The organism is Streptomyces sp. ID05-26A (genome assembly GCF_033794685.1).
Taxonomy (GTDB): domain Bacteria; phylum Actinomycetota; class Actinomycetes; order Mycobacteriales; family Pseudonocardiaceae; genus Lentzea.
The window spans coordinates 83,541-104,511 of record NZ_JARAYZ010000007.1; the positions used below are offsets into that span (position 1 = coordinate 83,541).

Sequence of the window (20,971 nt, forward strand, 5' to 3'; positions counted from 1 at the left end):
CGCGTCGTGGCCGCGATCACGATCCTGGCCCCGTGTCCGGGTCGTTCGCAGGGCGAGTGTGGCCGCTGCGGCGGGTGGGGTGAGTGCGGCAGGCGATCGCGGGCGGCGGTGGGGTGGGACGAACGCGGCAGCCGATCCGGACATCCACGACCGGCGCGGCCAAGCGGCACACGTGCGGCCCGGCGGGTTCGCGGGCACTCGGCACCGCGGAAAGCGAGCCACGTGCGGCACAGCGCGTTCGCGGGCACTCGGCACCGCGGAAAGCGAGCCACGTGCGGCACAGCGCGTTCGCGGGCACTCGGCACCTCGGCGAGCGAACCAGGTGCGGCACAGCGCGTTCGCGATTCGGCTGGTATGGCATCGCCCTCACATCGCGACCGGACAACTCGACTGGAACGCCAGCCGCGCGTCGGCGCCCGACGCGATCCGGTCCAACTCGTCGTCCAGCGCCATGAACACCTCCCACGGCTCCTGCCCCACGGCCTCGGCCAGCCGCTCGGTGACGAGCTGCTCCAGCTCCGGCACGCGCTTGGCCTTCCACACCTTGTCCGCGAGGCTGACGAGCAACTCCTCCAAGCTGATCCCAGGCTCAGTCCACGACGCGTGCGTCCGCGCGAAGCGCGCCAGCCGCTCCGAGATCCCGCGCTCCAGCAGCAGCGCGTGTCCCGCCGGCTCGTGCGCGGACCCCGGGCCGGACAACTCGTTGGGGTGCAACACCTTCCCGATGTCGTGGGTGGCCGCGCCGTAGAGCACCGCCTCACGATCGACGGACACCGACGGGTGGTGCCGCGACACCCACTCGACCAGTTCGCACGCCACGTCGTGCACGGCCCGCAGGTGCGCCACCAGACGTGGTGGCGCGTGCAGGTCGGACAGCACCGTCTCGGCGGCGGCGGGGAGCGGGCGCAGTGCCAAGTCCGGATCCATCAGGCCTTCCCGCCTGAGGCCAGTGTCGCCACCACGGCCTCCGCGGTGCGCCGGCCGACGCCCGGCACGTCGCTGATCTCGTCCACTGTGGCCTGTCGCAGCTTGCGCACCGAGCCGAAGTGCTTGAGCAGCGCGGCTTTGCGGGTTTCGCCGAGGCCCGGCACCTCGTCGAGCTCCGAGGTGGTCATGCGCTTCGAGCGCTTCTGGCGGTGGTAGGCGATGGCGAAGCGGTGGGCCTCGTCGCGGACTCGTTGCAGCAGGTACAGCCCGTCGCTCGACCGCGGCAGGATCACCGGGTCCGCCTCGCCCGGAACCCAGACCTCCTCCAGGCGCTTGGCCAGGCCGACCACGGCCACGTCGGTGATGCCCAGTTCGGCCAGGACGTCGGAGGCCGCCGCCGCCTGGGGGCCCGCGCCGTCGACCACCAGGAGGTTGGGCGGGTAGGCGAACTTGCGGGGTTTGCCCGTGTCCGGGTCGATGCCCGGGTTGGGGCCGCCGGACGCCGTTTCGCGCAGCATGGCCTGGAAGCGGCGGCGGACCACCTCGGCGATCGAGGCCACGTCGCCCTCGGTGGCGGCTTCGCGGAGGGCGAAGCGGCGGTACTCCGACTTGCGGGCCAGGCCGTCCTCGAACACCACCAGGGACGCCACCACGTCCGTGCCCTGGACGTGGCTGATGTCGATGCACTCGATGCGCAACGGCGCGGTGTCGAGTGCCAGCGCGTCCTGGATCTCCTGCAATGCGGCGGAACGCGCCGTGAGGTCGCCCGCCCGGCGGAGCTTGTGCTGGGCGAAGGCCTCGGAGGCGTTGCGCGCCACCGTTTCCATCAACGCGCGCTTGTCGCCTCGTTGCGGGACCCGCAGCACCACACGGGAACCGCGTTGCTCGGACAGCAGGTCTTCCAGCGCGGCCGCGTCGTCCGGCAGCACCGGCACCAGTACCTCGCGCGGGGTGTTCTCCGTGTCGTCGCCGTAGAACTGCATGATGAACTGGTCGACGAGCCCTCCGTCGTCGAGCTCCTCCACCTTGTCGAGCACCCAGCCGCGCTGGCCGCGCACACGACCGCCGCGCACGTGGAAGACCTGGACCGAGACCTCCAGCTCGTCCTGCGCGAACGCCATCACGTCGGCGTCCGTGCCGTCGCCCAGGACGACGGCCTGCTTCTCCATCGCGCGGCGCAACGCGCCCAGGTCGTCGCGCAGGCGGGCCGCTCGTTCGAACTCCAGCTCCTCCGACGCCTGCAGCATCTCGCGTTCGAGGCGGCGGACCATGTTGTCCGTCTTGCCCGCCAGGAAGTCGCAGAAGTCGAGCACGATGTCGCGGTGCTCGTCCGCCGACACCTTGCCCACGCACGGCGCCGAGCACTTGTCGATGTACCCGAGCAGGCACGGGCGGCCGATCTGGTTGTGCCGCTTGAAAACTCCCGCCGAGCACGTGCGCGCGGGGAACACGCGCAGCAGCAGGTCGAGCGTCTCGCGGATCGCCCAGGCGTGGGCGAACGGCCCGAAGTAGCGCACGCCCTTCTTGCGCGGCCCCCGGTACACGTGCAGACGGGGGTAGTCCTCGTGCAGCGTGACGGCCAGCACCGGGTACGACTTGTCGTCGCGGTACCGGACGTTGAAGCGCGGGTCGTACTCCTTGATCCAGTTGTACTCGAGCTGCAGCGCCTCGACCTCGGTGGTGACGACCGTCCACTCGACGGAGGCCGCCGTCGTCACCATCTGGCGGGTGCGCGGGTGCAGCCCGGCCAGATCCGCGAAGTACGAGTTCAGCCTGCTGCGCAAGCTCTTCGCCTTGCCGACGTACACGACCCGGCCACCGGCGTCGCGGAACTTGTAGACGCCGGGAGCCTCGGGAATCGTGCCCACGGCGGGGCGGTACGTCGAGGGATCTGCCACGCCGTCCAGACTATCGACGCGGTCTGACAAAAACAGAAAGGGTCAGGTCAGGACCACCTGGTCACCGTCGATCTTCACGCCGACCGCTTTCAGGCCGGTCGTCGCCGGCCCCTTCTTCACCGCGCCGTCGGAGGCACCGAACTGGCTGCCGTGCGAGGGGCAGGTGATGGTGCCGCCGGAAGGCTCGGCGACCATCGACCCCTGGTGCGGGCACGTCGCGTCGTACGCCTTGACCTCGGTGGCGGAGATGCGCGCCACGACGATCTTCTTGCCGCCGGCGGTGTCGACGACCGCACCGCCGCCTTCGGGCACGTCGGCGAGCGCGACCAGCTTCGTGCCGCTGGTCCCGGCGGAACCGGTGGAACCTGTCGGGGTCGAGCCGCCCTGGGTAGGAGCAGAGCCGGAAGGACTCGGGGAACTGCACGCCGTCACGAGTCCGCTGGGCACTGCGAGGGCGACTGCGATTCCGCACAGTGCCGCGCGCCTGCTGACCGGGCTATCGGTGTTCACGACCGATCCTCCGTGGTGGTGGTGAGGGTGTTCGGGGTTACACCACAGCATTACGCGAATCGGTCGGCGAGAGTTCAGCGAGAGCACCGATGCACAGCAAATGCACAGGTCTCAGCCAAGCACCAGATCGTCTCCGGAACGCACGAGAGCGACCTCGGTCAGTCCCGAAGTCGCAGGTCCTTTGCGGACGGCACCCGAAGAGGGGTCGAACGTGCTCCCGTGCAACGGGCAGGTGATCACTCCGGCGGCAGGGGGGTTCACGAGGGAACCGACGTGCGGACAGGCCGGGTTGAACGCCCGGAATTCACCCGATCGAGGTTGCACGACCAACAGCTGGGCGTTGCCGGGCATGTCCACCAGCAAGCCGGAGCCGGAGGGCACCGCGGAGACGGCCACGACCCGATCACCGGGCCGGGCGGTCCCGGCACCACCCGTCTTGCGAGGAGCGGGCTCGCCACAGGCGCTCAGAGCGGCAGCGAGCCCACACAACAACACAGTTCGTCGATCCACGAGCACCGATTATCGGCGCTGGTCCTCCGCGGCGGCCGTCCGGGCCAGTGCCAGCACGGCCGTGAACGGCGGGAACCAGTGCCGCGAGTGCGACGGCGGGTTCGCCCAGCGCAGCGACCCGTACCTGGTCATCGTCGGTGGCAGGGCGATCCGGTGCGGCGATCGCACGAACTGGACCTCCGGTGGCGCCTTGAGGTGCGTCGGCAGCAACGCCACCAGTTCGGCCAGGAAGATCCAGTGTTCGCGGGGGCCGGGGATCACCGTGACCGGTCCGGCGAGCATCCGGGACTTCAGGTCGGCCAGCACCCTCGACCCGATCCTCGCCGGCATCGCCAAAGCTGTCGTGGCGGGGCCCAGTGGCAGGAACACACCCTGCTCGGTGATGGTCACCTGCCAGCCGAGCAACCGGTAGCCGGCGACGGCCTCCCCGATCGCACGTGCGTGTCCCCTGTTCTGTGGGATCCCGGCGGTACCGGTCTCCGCGGTCGTGAGGCTCATCGGCGGTTGTCCTCCCCGTAGGTGGGTCAGGCACTGGCCACGCCACGGGGATCGACCCGCAGCCTGACGTTGTGCAGGGTGCTTCTCGGTTCCCGCCAACACCACTCGCCCGCTGCATGCGGCTCATGCAGCGGACGTATGAAGCTCATCCGCCAGGCGGGGGCACCAGGACTGCGACACGCGAATCCATTACGTCTTATGCATGAGATGGATGGACTGACGATCACACCTCCGTACACTGGGGAAACGCTCAGTGACGGGGGCGAGGCCGATGGATGCAGCGAGACCCACATCCAGACGCGCTTGCCCTTGTGGGGCGTTCATCGCCGCCGACAACTCCGATCGGCTGTGTCACCGGTGCCGCCGCAACGCTCGTGCGGACGTGCACGGAGCACCTGAAGTGCCGAACGACTTCTGGGACCACCCGGCGATCGCGGCAGCGTGCATCGACCGCGACATGGGTGCGCTGATCTCCGCGTACCGGCACCACCCCCAGCACCTGAGCCGGGTCACGCAGGACCGCATGGCGGCGTGGCTCGGGATCAGCCAGGCGCAGCTCTCGCGTTACGAGTCGGGCGAGAACCAGATCGACCGCCTCGACCGGCTGCGCCATTTCGCACAAGTGCTCGGTGTACCGGGCGAACGACTGTGGTTCGACCGAGTCGTCATCCCAGCTCAGGTGGGCTCCCTCCTGGTGGGCCCACCAGACGTGCTCGCCGCCCCCTGGGAGGCGACGAGCATTGCCCGTTCGGTCGAGGAGACGGCGAGGAGCGACTTGGCGATCAGCAGACGAGCGGCGCTCACCGGAGCCGCCGCGGTGACGGTGGGGTCCGCACTGGTCGAGCCGCTGCAGCGGTGGTTGCACCCCCTGCAGAACCTGTCGAAGTGGTCGTCGCACTCGGCGATCAGCGAGGAGGAGTTGTACGCGTTGCAACGCGTGGCCGACGGCCTGCGCGGCTGGGGCGGCAGAGGCGGTTACGGCCTGGCCCGCAAGGCGGTCCTGGGTCAGCTCGACGAACTGGCCGAACGCCTGGGCAGGGCACCGTCCGGCCCGACGACGGAACGCGCGTTCTTCATCGGCGCCGAACTGTCGAAGGTGGCGGCGAGCATGTCGTTCGACGCGGGCCTGCACAACGCGGCGCAGCGCTACTACGTGCTGGCCATCCGCATGGCCAAGGCCGGCCACAACGACGGCTTCGCGGCCCTCTGCCTGGCCGCCATGGCGAGGCAGATGTTCGACCTGGGCCGCCCCGAGGACGGCCTGGAACTGGTCCAGTTGGGCCAGTACGGCACCCGCCGCACGGGCACACCCACGCTCAAGGCGCTCCTGCTGACCCGCGAGGCCTGGGCCTACGCCCAGATGGGCAAGACCCGCGAGTTCCACCAGGCAGTGGGCATGGCGCAGGACAGCTTCGCGCAACGGAACGCGGACAACGAACCGCGCTACCTGCACAGTTTCGACGAGGCCGAGCTGGAGGGCGTCATCGGCGCCCGCTGCCGCGACCTCGCCATGCACGACCCGGCCCAGGCAGTCTTCGCCGAACAACACATCCGGCGAGCCCTGGCACTACGGGACCCGTCGAAGGTGCGCAACCGCGCATTCGACGTGATCGGACTGGCGCGCACCAAAATGGTCGCGGGAGACCCGGAGGCAGCGTGCGGGTTGATCAACGAGGTCCTGCCGACAGCGGCGAAGCTCTCCTCGGGGCGCGTTCTCCGCAAACTGGAGGACTTCGCCAAGGAAGCGGCACGGCACCGCCACATCCCCGCCGTGCAGGACACCAGGGACGCGATCAGAGCGATCCGGACAGCTTGATGCGAGTAGGCATCACCGGCCACAGCAACCTGGTCCCGGAGTGCGTCCCAGCCGTCCAGGCCGCCATCACGGAGGCCCTGACCAAGCTGGGCACGACCCTGGTGGGCGTGACCTGCCTGGCTCCAGGCGCAGACCAGGTCTTCGCCAGAGCAGTCCTCGCCCTGGGTGGAGAGGTGGAGGTAGTCCTCCCGGCCCTTGACTACCGCGACCGCCTGAAACCACACCAGGTGGCCGACTACGACGAACTACGAGCAGCGGCCACCGTGGTTAGCGTCCTCCCGCACATGTCGAGCGGACGCCTGGCCTACGTGGCAGCGAACGAACGAATGCTCGCCTCGGTAGAAGTCCTGGTCGCGGTCTGGGACGGCATCCCAGCACAGGGCAAGGGCGGCACAGCGGACGTGGTGGAACAAGCACGAGCGTCCGGCGTACCGATCGAGGTCGTCTGGCCCCCAGAAGCCCGCCGCAAGTCGTAGCCGAACGCTGCCAGCGAAGCCGAAGGCGAGCCGTCCTTAGCAGGCGGTCCAGGCGGTGGGGTCCCATCACGAGTCGCGCCATAGCACTTGCTGCATGCCTGAAGGGGTGTCAAGCAGGCACGCTTTTCGCCTGCTTGACACCCCTTCAGACATGTGGCCCGCTCTTGGTGTGACTCGTGATGGGACCCCGCCGCCAACGCAACCAAACTAAGCAACAGGCAGCCGCCCTGAGCAACAGGCGTGCCATCTACCTACGGGTGGCGCGGGCCCCCTGATCAGATTGCCGGGGGTCTGGGGGCAGCGCCCCCAGGGGACGCACGCAGCAGCGACCCGCCACTCGCAAGGCGACCACCCGCAAGGTCGCGGAACGCAAGGCGACCACCCGCCAAGTCGCGGATCGCAAGGCGACCACGAGACAAGGTCGCGGATCGCAAAGCTGACCACCCACCCACTAGGCCGGGCGAGGGAAGTTCGTCGGCAACCGGACCAACTCCCCTCCCAGCCCTAGCCCCACCCACCCCGCTTGATCACGATTTCAGGGCATGGCAGCCGATCCGTTCGCTCGCCTGGCCGACCGCCAGCACTCCCTGCGAACAGCCCTCAAAGCCCTCCACTCGGCGAGCCCAGGCACCCCGGACTTCCGCACCCTCCTGACCACCGCGAACGACGAAGTCGAAGCCGTGATGCAGGCCAGGAGAGACGTCGAAGCCGCCAGGCTGACCACCCCGAACCGTGCGACGGCCATCGCGACCACAGCAGCAGCCCTGATCATCTCCATAGCCTGGTTCGACGCCTGGTCCCTGCTCTCCCTCCTCACCGCGACAGCCACAGCGGCAGCAGTCCTGGTGGACCCCACAGGACAAAAGATCTGGGAACCCAGGGCCAGAACAGCGGCGATCACAGCGGCCCTGACAGCCACCCTCCTGACCCCACTCCTCAACGGCTGGGCAACACTCATCACCGCCGCGGGGATCGCCTGGTGGGCCTGGAGGACGCTCAAATGAACATAGATCCGCTCAAGGCCCTGGAAGACAAGACCGAGCGCCTCAAGAAAGAGCTCAAGTCCCTGGAAACGCGCCTCGACAACACCCAGTCGGAGGCGGCCAACGCACAACTGGCTCACACCAACCAGCTCAAGGACAACACCCGCAAGCTCACCAAGACCAACGACCGCGTGACGGAGCTGGCGGAGAGCGTGCACCGCCTGGAACGCCTGCTGGTGGCGCTCAACAGAAAGGTGCGAGCGGGCGAAACCCAGAAGGCGGACTTCGACCACTGGCCGGAGATAGACCAGCCGGACCTGGCCAAGATCCTCAAGGGCCAGGAAGCGTACGCCCGCAGGACTTTCACCCCGCAGGAAGCCAAGGACACCCGCAAGGCCATCGCCGAGTACGACAGGCAGGCCGCGGAAGCCATCGACGCGGCCGAGGCCCTCACCCACCTCCCGCCAGCAGCAGAAGCGTTGTGGCGCAAGCACTACAAGCAGTGGCGAGCCATCACGAACAAGGAACGCCCGGAGCCGCCGGGCGACGACACGCACGCCAAGGACACCGTCGCCAAGTCGGCCGGCAACGAGGCCATCAAGCACACGCGGCACCAGATCCGCACCCGCATCGAGGACGCGGTGGCGAGGGATCTGCTGTTCCCGGCGTGGTTCGAGAACATGCTCGGACCGGCCGCGCCGCCCGGCAAGGCGGACGATTGGCTTTACACAGCAACGGATGTGGTGCTCTACAGGTTGCTGCACGAGGTCACCAGTCCAGCGGACGCGCTCGGGCCGGCACCCCTCGAAGAAGGGCACCGCAAGACCCTGCACGACCGCTTGACCGGTGAATGCGCGGACTACCGGAGACCGTGACGAAAGCCCGGGCAGGGCGCCTCTGCCCGAGCACTCACGTCACGCCAGCTCCAGGCTGAACCGCTGCTGCTCGGCGTCCACCGCGAGCACCTTCACCTGCACGGAGGCACCGACCTTGGCCTGCCGGCCGTGCAGGAGCCCATGTGCACCGGCGGGGTGCTCGATGAACGAACCGAAGGGAACGGTCGAGACGACCTTCCCCGAAAAGACATCACCAACGTTGGGAAGCATTGCGCATCACCTCCTCTCCCAGTGCGCGTGTCCAACGAACGAACAAGCGCGGGGGCTGGAGGGGCCCTGATCAAGTCAGGGCCGGGCAACCGTTCCGCTCACGGCACAAGGCCGACCCGGCAGTCATGACGCAAACCCTAGCCACCGCAGGCCGTTGTCCGCAATGGAATCTAGAATCCATCACATGCTGGAGACGTCCGCACGGCTGCTGAAGCTCCTCTCGCTGTTGCAGGTGCGGCGCGACTGGACGGGCCCGGAGCTCGCCGGGCGGCTCAGCGTCGACGTGCGCACGATCCGTCGTGACGTCGACAAGTTGCGCAGCCTCGGTTACCCCGTCACGTCACTGCCGGGCGCGGCCGGTGGGTACCAGCTCGGGGCGGGCGCGGAACTTCCGCCGCTGCTGCTCGACGACGACGAGGCGGTCGCCGTCGCGGTCGGGCTCAGGACGGCGGCGAACGGGTCGATCGCGGGCATCGAGGAGACGTCGATCCGTGCTCTCACCAAGCTCGAACAGGTGCTGCCGACGAGGTTGCGCAGGCGCGTGCAGGCGCTCCAGACGCACACCACTCCCCTGCCGGCCGCGGGCCCGACCGTCGACCCGGAGACGCTGACGATCATCGCCGCCGCCTGCCGCGACCACCAGCAGTTGCGGTTCACCTACGCCCCGACGCGGGGCGAGCCCTCGAAGCGGCTCGCGGAACCTCAGGGGCTCGTGCACACCGGCCGCCGGTGGTACCTGGTCGCGTGGGACGTGTCCAAAGAGGACTGGCGAACGTTCCGGGTGGACCGGATCAGCGAGGAGCCCACCCCGGCCGCACGGTTCACGCCACGGCCGCCGCCCGCGGAGTCCCTGGGCGAGTTCGTGTCGCGGCAGGTCGCGTCCAGCGTCTACACCTACCAGGCCGTGCTCACGATCCACGCACCCATGCAGGCAGTCGCGGAACGCACCACGCCGATGTCCGCGGCCCTGGAACCGATCGACGACAACTCGTGCCTCATGCGCACGGGCGCCGACGCGCTCGAACGGATCGTGTGGCACCTGCTGTTCCTGGGCTTCGAGTTCGACGTGCACGAACCGGAGGAACTCAAGGACTACATCGAGATCCTCGTCGGCAGACTGGGAAACGCGGTTAGGCTGCGGGAGTGACAGTGGACTTCGCGACCGCCGCGGACCCGTTCAGACGGGAGCTTCTCGCGCACTGCTACCGGATGCTCGGCTCGCTGCACGACGCCGAAGACCTGGTGCAGGAGACGTACCTGCGCGCGTGGAAGTCGTACGACCGGTTCGAGGGCCGCTCGTCGGTGCGCACCTGGCTGTACCGGATCGCCACGAACGCCTGCCTCACCGCCCTCGACGGCCGCACGAGGCGCCCGCTGCCGTTCGGGCTCGGCACGCAGGGCAGCACGGAGAACGACCCGCTCACGCAGGACCACGAGATCCCGTGGCTGGAGCCGTTCCCGACCGATCCGGCCGCGATCGTGAGCGAACGCGAGTCCACCCGGCTGGCGTTCGTCGCGGCCCTGCAACACCTCCCGCCGAGGCAACGCGCGGTGCTCGTCCTGCGCGACGTCCTGAAGCTGAGCGCCGCGGAGGCCGCCGACGAACTGGAGATGACGGTCGCGGCCGTGAACAGCGCGTTGCAACGGGCCCACGCACAGCTCAAGGACCTCACCGAGGACGAGGTCGTCGAACCGGCGGACGCCAAGCCGTTGCTCGACCGGTGGGTGAAGGCCTTCGTGGCCAAGGACGTTCCGGCGATCATCGGCATGTTCGCCGAGGACGTCATCTGGGAGATGCCGCCGTACCCGCAGTTCTACCGGGGCCCCGAGATGGTCGCGTGGCACCTCACGAACCAGTGCCCGGCCGTTCCGCACGGCGCCAGGATGATCGCCACGGAGGCGAACGGCCAGCCCGCCTTCGGCCTGTACCTGCGAGCGGAGGACGGCGTGTTCCGGCCGTTCAACCTCCAGGTCCTGGAGGTGACCGACCGGATCACGCGCGTCTCGTCGTTCTTCGACCTCAGTCTGTTCCCGAAGTTCGGGCTGCCTTCGACCGCATGAACTCCGAGCGGTCCAACGCCCGGCCGACGATCCGCACGTCACCGACCCAGCCGTGCAACGACTTCTCGACGACCCTGTTGTACGCGTAGGCACCGACGAGCCACGGATCACCGGCGGTCGAGATGCCGCGCGCGGGCGTGGACGGGTTGCGCAGCAACGGAGACCCGTCCACGTACAGCGTCGTGTGCACGCCGTCGTTGACCACGGCGATGTGCCACCACGTCTCGTAGGCCATCTCGTGGCCCCAGTTGGTGGAGATGCCCGGCAGGTTGCGCGGGAACACCGCCCACTGCAGCTGACCGCCCCCGGCGACGTTCAGGGTCGCGATCGGCTCACTCGGGTCGTCTCCGGTCTTGCCGGCGGCCGATCCGGGCGCGAGCTTCGTGAGCAGACCGCACCACGGATGGTTGAACCCGTTGGGCAGCTTCAGGAACACCTCGACCGTGTACCCGCGCTCGAACGTCTCCCTGTTCACCGGCGCCGAGTCCACGGTGGACAGATAGCCGTCCTTGCCGAAGTACAGCGAACGGTGCGACGGCGCGAGCCGGCTGTGGTCGTCCGAGGCCGTCAACGAGCCGACCTGCCGCAGGTCGTTCCCGTTGCCCGACAGGTCCTTCAGCCCTTCGCCGAGCCGCCAGTACGCGACCGTGCCGCGCACCAGCACGTCACGGACGGGCTGCGGAGCGGGCAGCACCGGCGGGTCGAACCGGGAGAACCGCTGCTCGAAGTCGATCGGTACGCTGAACCGGTCGGCCGGTCCGGTCAGCTCGGTCTCCTTGCGCTCCAACGGGTTGAGCGACTTCTTCCCGAGCAGCCACGGTGAGACGGTGCGCACGTCGACAACACCGCGGTCCAGGTCGAAGTGGTAGAGCCGGATCATGGCGCCGCCACCGTAGTAGCGGTCCTGGTAGTTCGTGATGTGCACGTGCACGTCGTTGCCGAAGGCGTTCTGCAACGTCGTGCGCGCGGGCGGCCAGAAGTGCCCGTTCAACGTCAGGAAGATCTGGTCGTTGTCCTTGATCAGCTCATTCCACAACCGGCGCCCGTAGTCGGACATCGCCGCCACCCCGTCACCGCCGTCGTGGACGAGCTCGTGCGTGGTGAGGATGACCGGCAACTCGGCGTGCGAAGCCAGCACCGAGCGCGCCCACTCGAACCCCTTGGCGGACATGCGCCAGTCGAGCGCCAGGACCAGCCACTCCTTGCCACCGGCGCGGAAGACGTGGAACGAGTTGTAGCCGTCGGCGCTCGATCCGCGATACGTCGGCGAGTCGCGGAACCGCCGCGGCCCGAACCTGTCGAGGTACGGCGTGCGCCCGCGCTGGTCGTCCAGGCGCGAGTCCGGCAGGTCGTGGTTGCCCGCGAGCACGCTGTACCCGATCCGGCGCCGGTCGAGCACCTCGAAGCGCTCGCTGATGTCGTCGATCTCGCTCTTGCGCCCGTTCTCGACCAGGTCGCCGAGGTGGCTGACGAAGACGATGTTCTCGGACTTCCGGCGGTCGACGAGGTACTGCAGCGTGGCCTTCAACGGCGTCGAGTCGCCGCGGTCGAGGTCGAACATGTACTGCGTGTCCGGGATCACGGCGAGCGTGAACCGCCGCGACTCGGGGTCCGGACGGCCGCCGACAACGTTGTCCGCAGCCGCGGAACCAGGCGTGACCAGGGCGGCAGCGGCAGCGGTGGCACCGGTGCCGAGCAGGAAGGAACGGCGGGACGCGGTCATGGCGCGGAGCGTAGGTGCGCTCTGCGAACACCAGGCGAACAACGGTGGATAGCATCGCGAACTATGTCCTGGGGGTTGTTGCTCGCTGCGGGTGTGGTCGTCGCGTTCGGAGGGCTGCTGCAAGGACTGATCGGCTTCGGCCTGGCGCTCGTCGCCGTGCCGCTGCTCGCGCTGCTGGATCCGGCGCTGCTGCCGGTGCCGGTCCTGATGATCGCCGCCGCGCACGCGTCGCTGTCGCTCGCGAGGGAGTTCACGCACGTCGACTGGCGCGGCGTCGGCTGGGCGATGCTCGGCCGCCTGCCCGGCACCGTCGTCGGCATCCTGATCGTCGACGCGCTCGACCCGAAGGGCTTCGGCCTCGTGGTCGGTGGCTCGGTGCTGGCCTGCGTGCTGCTCTCGATCACGGCCTGGCGTCCGGAGCCTCACCCGAAGTCGCTGGTCACGGCCGGGTTCGCGAGCGGCTCGTTCGGCACGGCGACGGCGGTGGGCGGGCCGATGGTCGCGTTGCTCTACCAGAACCAGGCGGGACCGCAGGTCAGGGCGACGCTCGGGGCGTTCTTCGTGCTGGGCTCCGGCGCGTCGATCATCGGCCTGACCGCGACCGGCAACGTGACGGCGCACCAGCTGTGGAGCGGGGTGCTGCTGATCCCGTTCCTGGTGGCCGGGTTCCTGCTTTCGGGGCCGTTGCGCAAGAGGTTCGACGCCAAGGGCATCCGGACGCCCATGCTGGTCGTCGCGGGAACGAGCGCTGTCGTGCTGATCGTGAGAAGCGCACTGCTGTGAAGGTCCCCGCGGTGGCGGTGCTGCACGAGCACCGCCACCGCTTCCTGCGAAAACCGGATCAGGCGAACGGCTGAACGTTCGGCTGGAACACCTGGCCGTTCTCCGGTGCGACCAGGTCGACCAGGTACTTCGCGACCGCCGCGTCCGTGCCCGCCGAGCGGCCGAGGATGCAGTGCCCGAACGCGTCCACGCTGATCAGCCGCGCGTTGCCGAGCTGCTTGGCCATCCGCTGCGAGAACAGGTACTGCGTGGCGGGGTCGTAGTAGTTGCCCACCACGACGATCGGGTTCTTGGTGCGCTTGTTCCACGGCCCGATCCAGCGGTCCGGGTGGCGCGCCGGCCACGTCGCGCAGGTCAGCAGGTCCGCCGCGGCCTGGTAGCGGCCGAACGTCGGCGACTCCTTCTCCCACTTCGCCGCGGTCCGCTCCCAGTTGCGGTTCGTGCGGGAGAACGGCTTGTCGATGCAGTTGACGCCGAAGTACGAGTCGTCCGCCGTGTACGGGGTGTCCGGCAGCGGGTCGACGTCCATGCGGCCGGCGGCGTTGTTCAGCGGCGCGGCGAGCTCCACAGTGGACTGGACGCTGAAGGCGAGCGACGGGTTCAGAGCGGTGTGGATGCTCTGCAACCAGGCGGCCAGCGGTGCGATGCGGGCGATCGAGTACAGGTCACCGGCGACCCGGCCCACCACGTCGGACAGCGTCACCTTGGTGCCGTTCGGCAACGTCGCCGGGCCCTTGGCCAGTGCGGCCTTCATGGCCTCGAACTTGCCTCGGGCGTCACCGGCGAACGCGCACTTCTCGACGCCGACCGAGTCGCAGCGCTTCAGCATCGCGTCCAGCGCGATCTCGAAGCCGTCGGCGCGCTGGCGGTCGTACTCGGCGCCGTTGGTCAGGCGGAGCTGCGGGTCGACGTTGCCGTCGATCACCATCGCGCGCGTCTTGGAGGGGAAGATGTTCGCGTACGTCGAGCCGATCAGCGTGCCGTACGAGAAGCCGACGAAGTTGAGCTGCTTGTCGCCCACCGACTCACGCATGATGTCGAGGTCACGGGCGACGGCCTCGGTCGACATGTGGTTGAGCAGCGGACCGGCGTTGATCTTGCAGTAGTCCGTGTAGGCCTTGGACTGCCGGATCGAGCTCGCGATCTCGTCGCGGGTGATGGGCAGCGAGTACCAGCCCTCGTTGACCGCGTCGGCCTCCTCCTGGGTGCGGAAGCAACGCATCGGGGCGCTGCGGGCCACACCACGCGGGTCGAAGCCGATGACGTCGAACCGGTCCAGCACGGAGGGCTGGAAGTAGTTCTTCGAGACGGCGCCGCGGATCAGGCCGGAACCGCCGGGGCCACCGGGGTTGAGGAAGATCGAACCGATCTTGCGCGACGGGTCGTTGGCCGGGCGCTTCATCATGGCGATGCCGGTCTTCTCCCCGCGCGGGCGCGAGTGGTCGACGGGCACTTCCTGGACGGCGCAGGTGAGCTTGGCGCGCTCCTCGGGCGTCACGGACGCGGGAAGGGTGGCGAGAACGTCCGCCGCGCACTGCCCCCAGGCAGCGGGACTGACAGAAGTCTCGGCCTGGGCGGAGGACACGCCCAGGCCGGACGCGATGGTGCCGAGCACGAGCGCGCTCGCGAGCACGACACGCACTGGAGATGATGACGTCACGGATGCACCCCATCACCGACCGTGCACCGTTTGTACCCGCCTATCGTCGGGTTGTGTCCCGGCGACAGGCGGGCGGGCCGGGAATCAGAACGGCTGTGCGTTCGGCTGGAACACCTGACCGTTGGCCGGTGCCACCAGGTCGACGAGATACCGCGTCACCGCCGCGTCGGCACCGGCCGAGTCACCGAGGATGCAGTGACCGAACGCGTCGACGCTGATCAGCCGTGCGTTGCCGAGCTGCTTGGCCATCCGCTCCGAGAACAGGTACTGCGTCGCCGGGTCGTAGTAGTTGCCCACCACGACGATCGGGTTCTTGGTGCGCTTGTTCCACGGCCCGATCCAGCGGTCCGGGTGGCGCGCCGGCCACGTCGGGCACGTGAGCAGGTCGGACGCGGCCTGGTAGCGGCCGAACGTCCTCGACTCCCGCTCCCACCTGTCCGCGGTCTGCGCCCAGTTGCGGTTCGTGCGGGAGAACGGCTTGTCGATGCAGTTGACGGCGTAGTACGAGTCGTCACTGGTGTACGGCGTCTCCGGCAGCACCCGGACGTCAGCCCTGCCACCCAGGTTGTTCAGCATCGGAACGTCCACAACGGACTGAGCCGTCAGGACAGCCGAGGGGTTCTGGGCGGCGTGGATCGACTGCAGCCACGTGGCCAGCGCCTTGAACGTCGTCGGGCTGTACAGGTTGCTCGCCGTGCGGCCGACGAGACCGGTCAGCGTGACGACGGCGCCGCCGGGCAACGTGGTCGGGGCCTTGCGCAGCGACTCGCGGATGTCGTCGAACTTCTTGCGCGCACCACCGGCGAACGCACACCGCTCGACACCGACGGAGTCGCAGCGCTTCAGCATGGCGTCGAGGGCGATCTCGAACCCGCGGGCGCGTTCACGGTCGTACTGCGCGCCGTTGGTGAGGCGCAGCTGCGGGTCGACGTTGCCGTCGAGCACCAGAGCACGCGACTTCGACGGGAAGATGTTGGCGTAGGTCGCGCCGAGCAGCGTGCCGTACGAGAAGCCGACGTACGTGAGCTGCCTGTCCCCCACGGCTTCGCGCATCACGTCGAGGTCGCGTGCGACCGCTTCCGTCGACATGTGGTTGAGCAGCGGGCCGGCGTTGATCCCGCAGTAGTCCGTGTAGACCTTGGACTGCCGGATCGAGCTGGCGATCTCGTCACGGGTGATCGGGAGCGCGTACCAGCCCTCGTTCACCGCGTCGGCCTCTTCCTGCGTGCGGAAGCAGCGCAGCGGCGCGCTGCGGCCGACACCGCGCGGGTCGAAGCCGATGAGGTCGAACTTCTCGAGGATCTCCGGCGTGAAGAAGCTGGAGCCGTACGCGCTGTAGATCAGGCCGGCGCCACCGGGGCCACCGGGGTTGATGAACAGCGAGCCGATCTTCTTCGCCGGGTCGCCGGCGGGGCGCTTCATCATGACGACGCCGGTCGAGTCCCCGCGCGGCCGCGAGTGGTCGACGGGCACCGCCTGGACCGCACAGCTGACCTTCGTGCGTTCGGCGGCGGGGATCTCGGCGAGCACGTCGGCCGCGCACGGGCCCCAGGCGGCGGGTCTGACGGCGGAAGTGGCTTCGGGCTGGGCTGACGCGCTGCCCAGGCCGGTGATGACGGTGCCGAGCGCGAGGGCACTGACGAGCGCCACGCGCACGGCACGCGTTGACGCAGGAATCATCGAACCAGCCCACCACCGAAGGTGAGCCGCCAGTACCCGCCTATCGTCGGGTTGTGACCTGGGTTACACCGCTTGGGCTAGCGAGACCGCGAACCGCCCCTCGGCGTCCGTCCACCAGCGGTGCAGCGAAAATCCGGCGTCCTCCAGCTCCCCCTTCACGCCCTCCTCGCGGAACTTGGCCGAGACCTCGGTCCGCAGTTCCTCACCCTCGCGGAACTCCACGGTCAGCCCGAGCTCGGCGAGCGTCACGGTCATCGCCCGCCTGGCCCGCAGGCGCATCTCGATCCACTCCTGCTCGGCGTTCCACAACGCCACGTGCTCGAACGCGTCGATGTCGAAGTCTCCGCCGACCTCGCGGTTCAGCACGTTCAGCACGTTGCGGTTGAACTCCGCCGTCACGCCCTGAGCGTCGTCGTACGCGCGCACCAGCGTGCCCGGATCCTTGACCAGGTCCGTGCCGAGCAGCAGCCACTCCCCCGGCTCCAGCACGTCCCTGACCGTGCGCAGGAACTTCTCCCGCTCCTCCGGGATCAGGTTGCCGATCGTGCCGCCCAGGAACGCCACCAGGCGCGGCGACTCACCCGGAAGCAACGACAGGTGCTGCGTGAAGTCGCCGACCACACCGTGCACCCGCAACCCCGGGTAGTCCGCCATGATCGCGTGCGCGGCCTCGGTCAGGGCGGACACCGACACGTCCTGCGGCACGAACTCCCGCAACGTGCCGTGTTCCCTCAGCGCACTGAGCAGCAGCCGCGTCTTCTCCGACGAGCCGGAACCCAGCTCCACCAGCGAATGCGCGCCCGTCGCCGCCGCGATCTCGCCCGCGCGTTCCGCGAGCACCTCCCGTTCGGCACGGGTCGGGTAGTACTCGGGCAACCTCGTGATGTCCTCGAACAACGCGCTGCCGACGGCGTCGTAGAACCACTTCGGCGAGACCCACTTGGGGCTCGCGGTCAGTCCGGCCCGCACGTCGGCACGTAGCGCGTGTGCGGCGTCCTCCGGAGTGAGATGAACGTCCAGCACCGGCTCGGTCATAGTGGTCGAACCTCCACAGTGGATGGAACGGCGGTGACCACGTGCCGGTCGGGGATCTCCCGCCAGCCCGGGTCGTCGTCGAGCGGTTCGGACGCGAGTGTCACGCCCTCGCCCCGTTGAAGCACCCACAGGGCGTGTGTCCACGTCGTCCCCACGAGCACTTCTCCGTTGGTCAGCAAGAAGTTCAGGCGCGACCTCGGAGCCGCGTTCGCCACCTCTCGCACGAGTTCAACAAGCGCCTGATCCGGGCTCTTCCCCGTCTCCAGGCGACGTCGGAGGACCGTCCACAACAGCGCGGAGTCGGTCGGCGCGTCCATCGTGAGCAGGTCGGTCACGTCGAGGGTTTTCGCCAGTCCCGCAACGGTGTCCGGCCAGCCGTCGACGCGTCCGTTGTGACTGAACAACCACGTGCCGTCGGTGAACGGCGCGCAGGCGGCATCACTCACCGGCATGCCCGTGGTCGCCGAGCGGACCGCAGCCAGGAACGCCGTCGACTCCGCCGAAGCGAGCTGACGCAGGTTCGGGTCGCTCCACAACGTGCCCGCCCGCCGGTACCGCACCGGGCCGGGAAACCAGCCGACGCCGTAGCCGTCGACGTTCACGGTTCCCCCGGCCCGCATGTCGCCGGGAGCGTACGACTGGTGCTCCAGCGAGTGCGGCGCGTCGTAGAGCAGGCTCGCGATGGGCATGGCTCTGCCCAGGTAAGCCAGATGGCGGCACATCGGCCTAGGCGTCCCTGGCGCAGCGGAAGCCGGCGAAGATCTGCCGTCTGATCGGGTAGTCCCAGTTGCGGAACGTCGAACGGACCGCCGACTTGTCGGTGCCGAACGAGCCTCCGCGCAGCACCTTGTAGTCCGGTCCGAAGAAGACCTCGGAGTACTCCCTGTACGGGAACACCTCGAAGCCCGGGTACGGCCCGAAGTCGCTCGACGTCCACTCCCACACGTCACCGATCAGCTGGTGCACACCGGCGGGTGACGCTCCCGCCGGATAGGCTCCGACCGGGGCCGGGCGCAGGTGGCGCTGACCGAGGTTCGCATGCTCCTCCGACGGATCCTCGTCGCCCCACGGGTACCGGCGGGTCTGGCCGGCCGCGGTGTCGAAGCGGGCCGCCTTCTCCCACTCGGCTTCCGTCGGCAGGCGCTTCTTCGCCCACGTCGCGTACGCCTGAGCCTCGTGGAAGCACACGTGCACCACGGGCTCGTCCGGCACGATCGGCTCGACCACGCCGAACGCGTTGCGCACGAACGAGTTCTCCTCGCGCTGCCAGAACCGGGGCGCGACCAGCTTCGCCGTCGTCCGGTGCTCCCAGCCCTCGTCCGTCCACAAGCGACGATCGTCGTACCCGCCGGCGAGGATGAACTGGGCGTACTCGCCGTTCGTGACCGGCGTCGTGTCGATGAAGAACGAGTCGACGTGCACGGCGTGCGCGGGCCGTTCGTTGTCCAATGCCCACGGTTCGTCCGAGGTGCCCATTTCGAACGGTCCGCCCGGAATGAACACTTCCGTCGCCGGCACAAGGCTTCCCGGCGGCGGCGCGGGCGCGTGCAGCACCGGCTCACCCGTGCGCAACTGGTGCGTCGCGAGCATCGTCTCGTCGTGCTGCTGCTCGTGCTGCACGATCATGCCGAACGCGAACCCGTTCTCGACCAGCCGGCGGCCTTCCAGCGGCACCTTCTCCAGCACGTCGAACACCTTGCCGCGCACGTCCCCGACGTACCGCCGGGTCTCGCGCGGGTTGAGCAGCGGCAACTCGGGCCGCACGCTGCGGGAGAACTTGAACGCGTCGTAGTACTCGTCGATGTCGCTGCGCACCGGTTCGCGTCCGCCGACGTCGCGAACGAGCCACAGCTCTTCCTGGTTGCCGATGTGCGCCAGGTCCCAGACCAGCGGCGACATCAGTTTCGAGTGTTGCCGGACGAGGTCGTGCTCGTCGACGGCGTCGGTCAGAGCGGTGGAACGCGCGCGCGAACGCAACAGTTCCTCCGCCACTCGCTCGCGGAGTTCTTCGGTCACAGCTTCCCCTCAAGCTCACGGCCGATGGCGCTGATCTGATCGTGAGAAAGACCCGTGCGGGGCAGGGCTTCGATGCCCAGCGCCACAACGTCTTTCGCGGCACGCGCGATGCGTTCGTCCGCCAACCCGTGCCGTGCGGCCACCAGCCACCGCCCGGCAGCCCGTTCCGTCGCCGCCAGCACACCGTCCACAACGGACGGATCGCTGAACAGCGCGACGAGCAGCGCACTCGGCGCGATCCACCCGCCCGGCGCGGGTGTGTCGAGGTATCTGACCTCGATGTACCCGCGCGGCCTGACCGGCGGGAACATCAAGGACATGTGGTAGTCCAGGTCGTCGCTCGTGGGAGCACGACCGTGTGCCCCGTTCATCCACTCGGCAAACGTGAAGCGGCGGTCCGGAATCCAGTTGGAACTCGGACCGCGCACGACGATCACGGGTGTGTCGACGACTCTTCGCGCGTAGGCCTGGGCCGGATCGGCGCACACAGCACTCGGTCTGGTGCGCACGGGATCACAGCCGTACAGGGCGCGCATGCGGGCGGACTCCCAGCCCTGGTGCATGCCACCGATGCTCGGCGAGTTCGCGAACAACGCGATCATCACCGGCCCGAGCTGGTGCACGGCCGCCCATCTGTCCTGCAGGTGCTTGGCCTCACCGAAGTCGAGGCACACCTGCAGCCCCGCGGTGTTGCACATCATCGAGATGCCGTCGTCGCCGAGCGCGCCGAACGCGTGCTCCATCGCGGCGTACCGAGGCACCTGCAGCAGACGCGTGGGACGTCGGTGCTGGTCAGCGCCCTTGTCGCCGAGCACGAGGCCGTGCTCCGCCAGCATGGCGGTGAGCTGGGTGATGTCCTGGGAGACCGTCCGGAAGAGGTCCGGGAGGCTGGTGCAGGGAGGAGTGGAGATCTCGACCTGCCCGCCGGGTTCGACGGTCAGCGGGGTGCCGCTGGGAAGCGGCCGCTGGGGGCTGTCCGGTACTAGCGTGGGTGGTGCGTGCTCGCCGAGCGCTGTGGCGAGCCGGTGTCGATCGAGGACCTTCGCAGGGTCTTCGGCGTGGTGGACGGTCCATTCGAGCTCCACGCCGAACAGCCTCGGAGGCCCGTGCTTGAAACAGACCGAGGCCACATAAGCCTCGGCCTCGGCGCGGTCGGCGAACCTCGCCGGCGCCGGTTGATTACGCAACGCAGTCACGCTGCCACACTCCCCGTGATCGTCTGGCCCGTTCGACGCTACACGCGGGGTCTGACACTCGCAGCCCTCGAATCCTTACGAAACAAGACAAGT

Annotated in this window: 20 protein-coding genes; 7 read left to right on the forward strand and 13 right to left on the reverse strand. The window is 68.8% G+C overall.

All coding sequences use genetic code 11. The features are described from left to right. Positions 1-366: 366 nt before the first annotated feature. From PV646_RS40070 to PV646_RS40090, 5 genes are all read right to left on the reverse strand, one after another. Positions 367-927 (reverse strand): HD domain-containing protein, encoded by a 561-nt coding sequence (locus tag PV646_RS40070; protein ID WP_500347848.1) that lies wholly within the window; start codon positions 925-927, stop codon positions 367-369. Next, positions 927-2,825 (reverse strand): excinuclease ABC subunit UvrC, encoded by a 1,899-nt coding sequence (uvrC, locus tag PV646_RS40075; RefSeq protein WP_500347849.1) that lies wholly within the window; start codon positions 2,823-2,825, stop codon positions 927-929. The genes PV646_RS40070 and uvrC overlap by 1 nt, the downstream gene beginning before the upstream one ends. 42 nt (positions 2,826-2,867) lie before the next feature. Next, a complete protein-coding gene (locus PV646_RS40080) occupies positions 2,868-3,335 on the reverse strand; it encodes a Rieske (2Fe-2S) protein (RefSeq protein ID WP_500347850.1) in 468 nt (155 codons plus the stop codon). A 111-nt stretch (positions 3,336-3,446) separates the two neighbouring features. Further along, a complete protein-coding gene (locus PV646_RS40085) occupies positions 3,447-3,845 on the reverse strand; it encodes a QcrA and Rieske domain-containing protein (protein WP_500347852.1) in 399 nt (132 codons plus the stop codon). 9 nt (positions 3,846-3,854) lie between these two features. Beyond that, complete coding sequence (locus PV646_RS40090; RefSeq protein ID WP_500347854.1) at positions 3,855-4,343, reverse strand: hypothetical protein; 489 nt, start codon at positions 4,341-4,343, stop codon at positions 3,855-3,857. Between the two features lie 400 nt (positions 4,344-4,743). Here PV646_RS40090 and PV646_RS40095 point away from each other — a divergent pair, with 400 nt between their 5' ends. The 4 genes from PV646_RS40095 (at position 4,744) to PV646_RS40110 (ending at position 8,493) form a co-directional block, all read left to right on the forward strand. Then, positions 4,744-6,159 (forward strand): helix-turn-helix domain-containing protein, encoded by a 1,416-nt coding sequence (locus tag PV646_RS40095; protein WP_500347855.1) that lies wholly within the window; start codon positions 4,744-4,746, stop codon positions 6,157-6,159. Further along, complete coding sequence (locus PV646_RS40100; RefSeq protein ID WP_500347856.1) at positions 6,159-6,635, forward strand: hypothetical protein; 477 nt, start codon at positions 6,159-6,161, stop codon at positions 6,633-6,635. The genes PV646_RS40095 and PV646_RS40100 overlap by 1 nt, the downstream gene beginning before the upstream one ends. Positions 6,636-7,177: 542 nt before the next feature. Further along, positions 7,178-7,639 carry a hypothetical protein gene (locus PV646_RS40105; RefSeq protein ID WP_500347857.1) on the forward strand — a complete coding sequence of 154 codons (462 nt, stop codon included), beginning with the start codon at positions 7,178-7,180 and terminating at the stop codon, positions 7,637-7,639. Continuing rightward, a complete protein-coding gene (locus tag PV646_RS40110; protein ID WP_500347859.1) occupies positions 7,636-8,493 on the forward strand; it encodes a hypothetical protein in 858 nt (285 codons plus the stop codon). The genes PV646_RS40105 and PV646_RS40110 overlap by 4 nt, the downstream gene beginning before the upstream one ends. Before the next feature lie 39 nt (positions 8,494-8,532). Here the strand turns inward: PV646_RS40110 and PV646_RS40115 are convergent, their stop codons facing one another. Next, a complete protein-coding gene (locus PV646_RS40115) occupies positions 8,533-8,724 on the reverse strand; it encodes a S1 RNA-binding domain-containing protein (protein WP_500347861.1) in 192 nt (63 codons plus the stop codon). Positions 8,725-8,908: 184 nt separating this feature from the next. On the opposite strand from PV646_RS40115, the gene PV646_RS40120 reads away from it, so the two are divergent. Further along, a complete protein-coding gene (locus tag PV646_RS40120) occupies positions 8,909-9,871 on the forward strand; it encodes a helix-turn-helix transcriptional regulator (RefSeq protein WP_500347863.1) in 963 nt (320 codons plus the stop codon). Further along, positions 9,868-10,785: a sigma-70 family RNA polymerase sigma factor gene (locus PV646_RS40125; RefSeq protein ID WP_500347864.1), complete on the forward strand. Its 918-nt coding sequence runs from the start codon at positions 9,868-9,870 to the stop codon at positions 10,783-10,785. Before PV646_RS40120 ends, PV646_RS40125 begins: the two co-directional genes overlap by 4 nt. On the opposite strand, the gene PV646_RS40130 is transcribed toward PV646_RS40125, so the two are convergent. Beyond that, a complete protein-coding gene (locus tag PV646_RS40130; RefSeq protein ID WP_500347866.1) occupies positions 10,745-12,508 on the reverse strand; it encodes a LamG-like jellyroll fold domain-containing protein in 1,764 nt (587 codons plus the stop codon). The genes PV646_RS40125 and PV646_RS40130 overlap by 41 nt on opposite strands. A gap of 63 nt (positions 12,509-12,571) precedes the next feature. Between PV646_RS40130 and PV646_RS40135 the strand changes: the two genes are divergently transcribed. Then, positions 12,572-13,291, forward strand: a complete 720-nt coding sequence (locus tag PV646_RS40135) for a sulfite exporter TauE/SafE family protein (RefSeq protein ID WP_500347868.1) — start codon at positions 12,572-12,574, stop codon at positions 13,289-13,291. A 58-nt stretch (positions 13,292-13,349) separates the two neighbouring features. On the opposite strand, the gene PV646_RS40140 is transcribed toward PV646_RS40135, so the two are convergent. The 6 genes from PV646_RS40140 to PV646_RS40165 all read right to left on the reverse strand — a co-directional run bounded on the left by PV646_RS40140 (position 13,350) and on the right by PV646_RS40165 (position 20,878). Next, a complete protein-coding gene (locus tag PV646_RS40140) occupies positions 13,350-14,951 on the reverse strand; it encodes an alpha/beta fold hydrolase (protein ID WP_500347870.1) in 1,602 nt (533 codons plus the stop codon). A gap of 84 nt (positions 14,952-15,035) precedes the next feature. Further along, positions 15,036-16,631, reverse strand: coding sequence for an alpha/beta fold hydrolase (locus PV646_RS40145; RefSeq protein WP_500347872.1), 1,596 nt, complete (start codon positions 16,629-16,631; stop codon positions 15,036-15,038). 63 nt (positions 16,632-16,694) lie between these two features. Next, positions 16,695-17,666, reverse strand: coding sequence for an L-histidine N(alpha)-methyltransferase (gene egtD / locus PV646_RS40150; protein WP_500347874.1), 972 nt, complete (start codon positions 17,664-17,666; stop codon positions 16,695-16,697). Then, positions 17,663-18,355 carry an ergothioneine biosynthesis protein EgtC gene (egtC, locus tag PV646_RS40155; protein WP_500347876.1) on the reverse strand — a complete coding sequence of 231 codons (693 nt, stop codon included), beginning with the start codon at positions 18,353-18,355 and terminating at the stop codon, positions 17,663-17,665. Before egtC ends, egtD begins: the two co-directional genes overlap by 4 nt. 37 nt (positions 18,356-18,392) lie before the next feature. Further along, positions 18,393-19,682: an ergothioneine biosynthesis protein EgtB gene (gene egtB / locus PV646_RS40160; RefSeq protein ID WP_500347878.1), complete on the reverse strand. Its 1,290-nt coding sequence runs from the start codon at positions 19,680-19,682 to the stop codon at positions 18,393-18,395. Further along, positions 19,679-20,878 carry a glutamate-cysteine ligase family protein gene (locus PV646_RS40165; RefSeq protein ID WP_500347880.1) on the reverse strand — a complete coding sequence of 400 codons (1,200 nt, stop codon included), beginning with the start codon at positions 20,876-20,878 and terminating at the stop codon, positions 19,679-19,681. The genes egtB and PV646_RS40165 overlap by 4 nt, the downstream gene beginning before the upstream one ends. Positions 20,879-20,971: the final 93 nt, after the last annotated feature.

Bases quoted from the DNA above. Each gene is read 5' to 3' on its own strand.
- PV646_RS40145 (WP_500347872.1), bottom strand. From the start codon at position 16,631: ATGATTCCTGCGTCAACGCGTGCCGTGCGCGTGGCGCTCGTCAGTGCC.
- PV646_RS40105 (WP_500347857.1), top strand. From the start codon at position 7,178: ATGGCAGCCGATCCGTTCGCTCGCCTGGCCGACCGCCAGCACTCCCTG.
- PV646_RS40090 (WP_500347854.1), bottom strand. From the start codon at position 4,343: ATGAGCCTCACGACCGCGGAGACCGGTACCGCCGGGATCCCACAGAAC.
- PV646_RS40100 (WP_500347856.1), top strand. From the start codon at position 6,159: ATGCGAGTAGGCATCACCGGCCACAGCAACCTGGTCCCGGAGTGCGTC.
- PV646_RS40130 (WP_500347866.1), bottom strand. From the start codon at position 12,508: ATGACCGCGTCCCGCCGTTCCTTCCTGCTCGGCACCGGTGCCACCGCT.
- egtC (WP_500347876.1), bottom strand. From the start codon at position 18,355: ATGCCCATCGCGAGCCTGCTCTACGACGCGCCGCACTCGCTGGAGCAC.
- egtD (WP_500347874.1), bottom strand. From the start codon at position 17,666: ATGACCGAGCCGGTGCTGGACGTTCATCTCACTCCGGAGGACGCCGCA.
- PV646_RS40070 (WP_500347848.1), bottom strand. From the start codon at position 927: ATGGATCCGGACTTGGCACTGCGCCCGCTCCCCGCCGCCGCCGAGACG.
- PV646_RS40135 (WP_500347868.1), top strand. From the start codon at position 12,572: ATGTCCTGGGGGTTGTTGCTCGCTGCGGGTGTGGTCGTCGCGTTCGGA.
- PV646_RS40120 (WP_500347863.1), top strand. From the start codon at position 8,909: ATGCTGGAGACGTCCGCACGGCTGCTGAAGCTCCTCTCGCTGTTGCAG.
- PV646_RS40115 (WP_500347861.1), bottom strand. From the start codon at position 8,724: ATGCTTCCCAACGTTGGTGATGTCTTTTCGGGGAAGGTCGTCTCGACC.
- PV646_RS40110 (WP_500347859.1), top strand. From the start codon at position 7,636: ATGAACATAGATCCGCTCAAGGCCCTGGAAGACAAGACCGAGCGCCTC.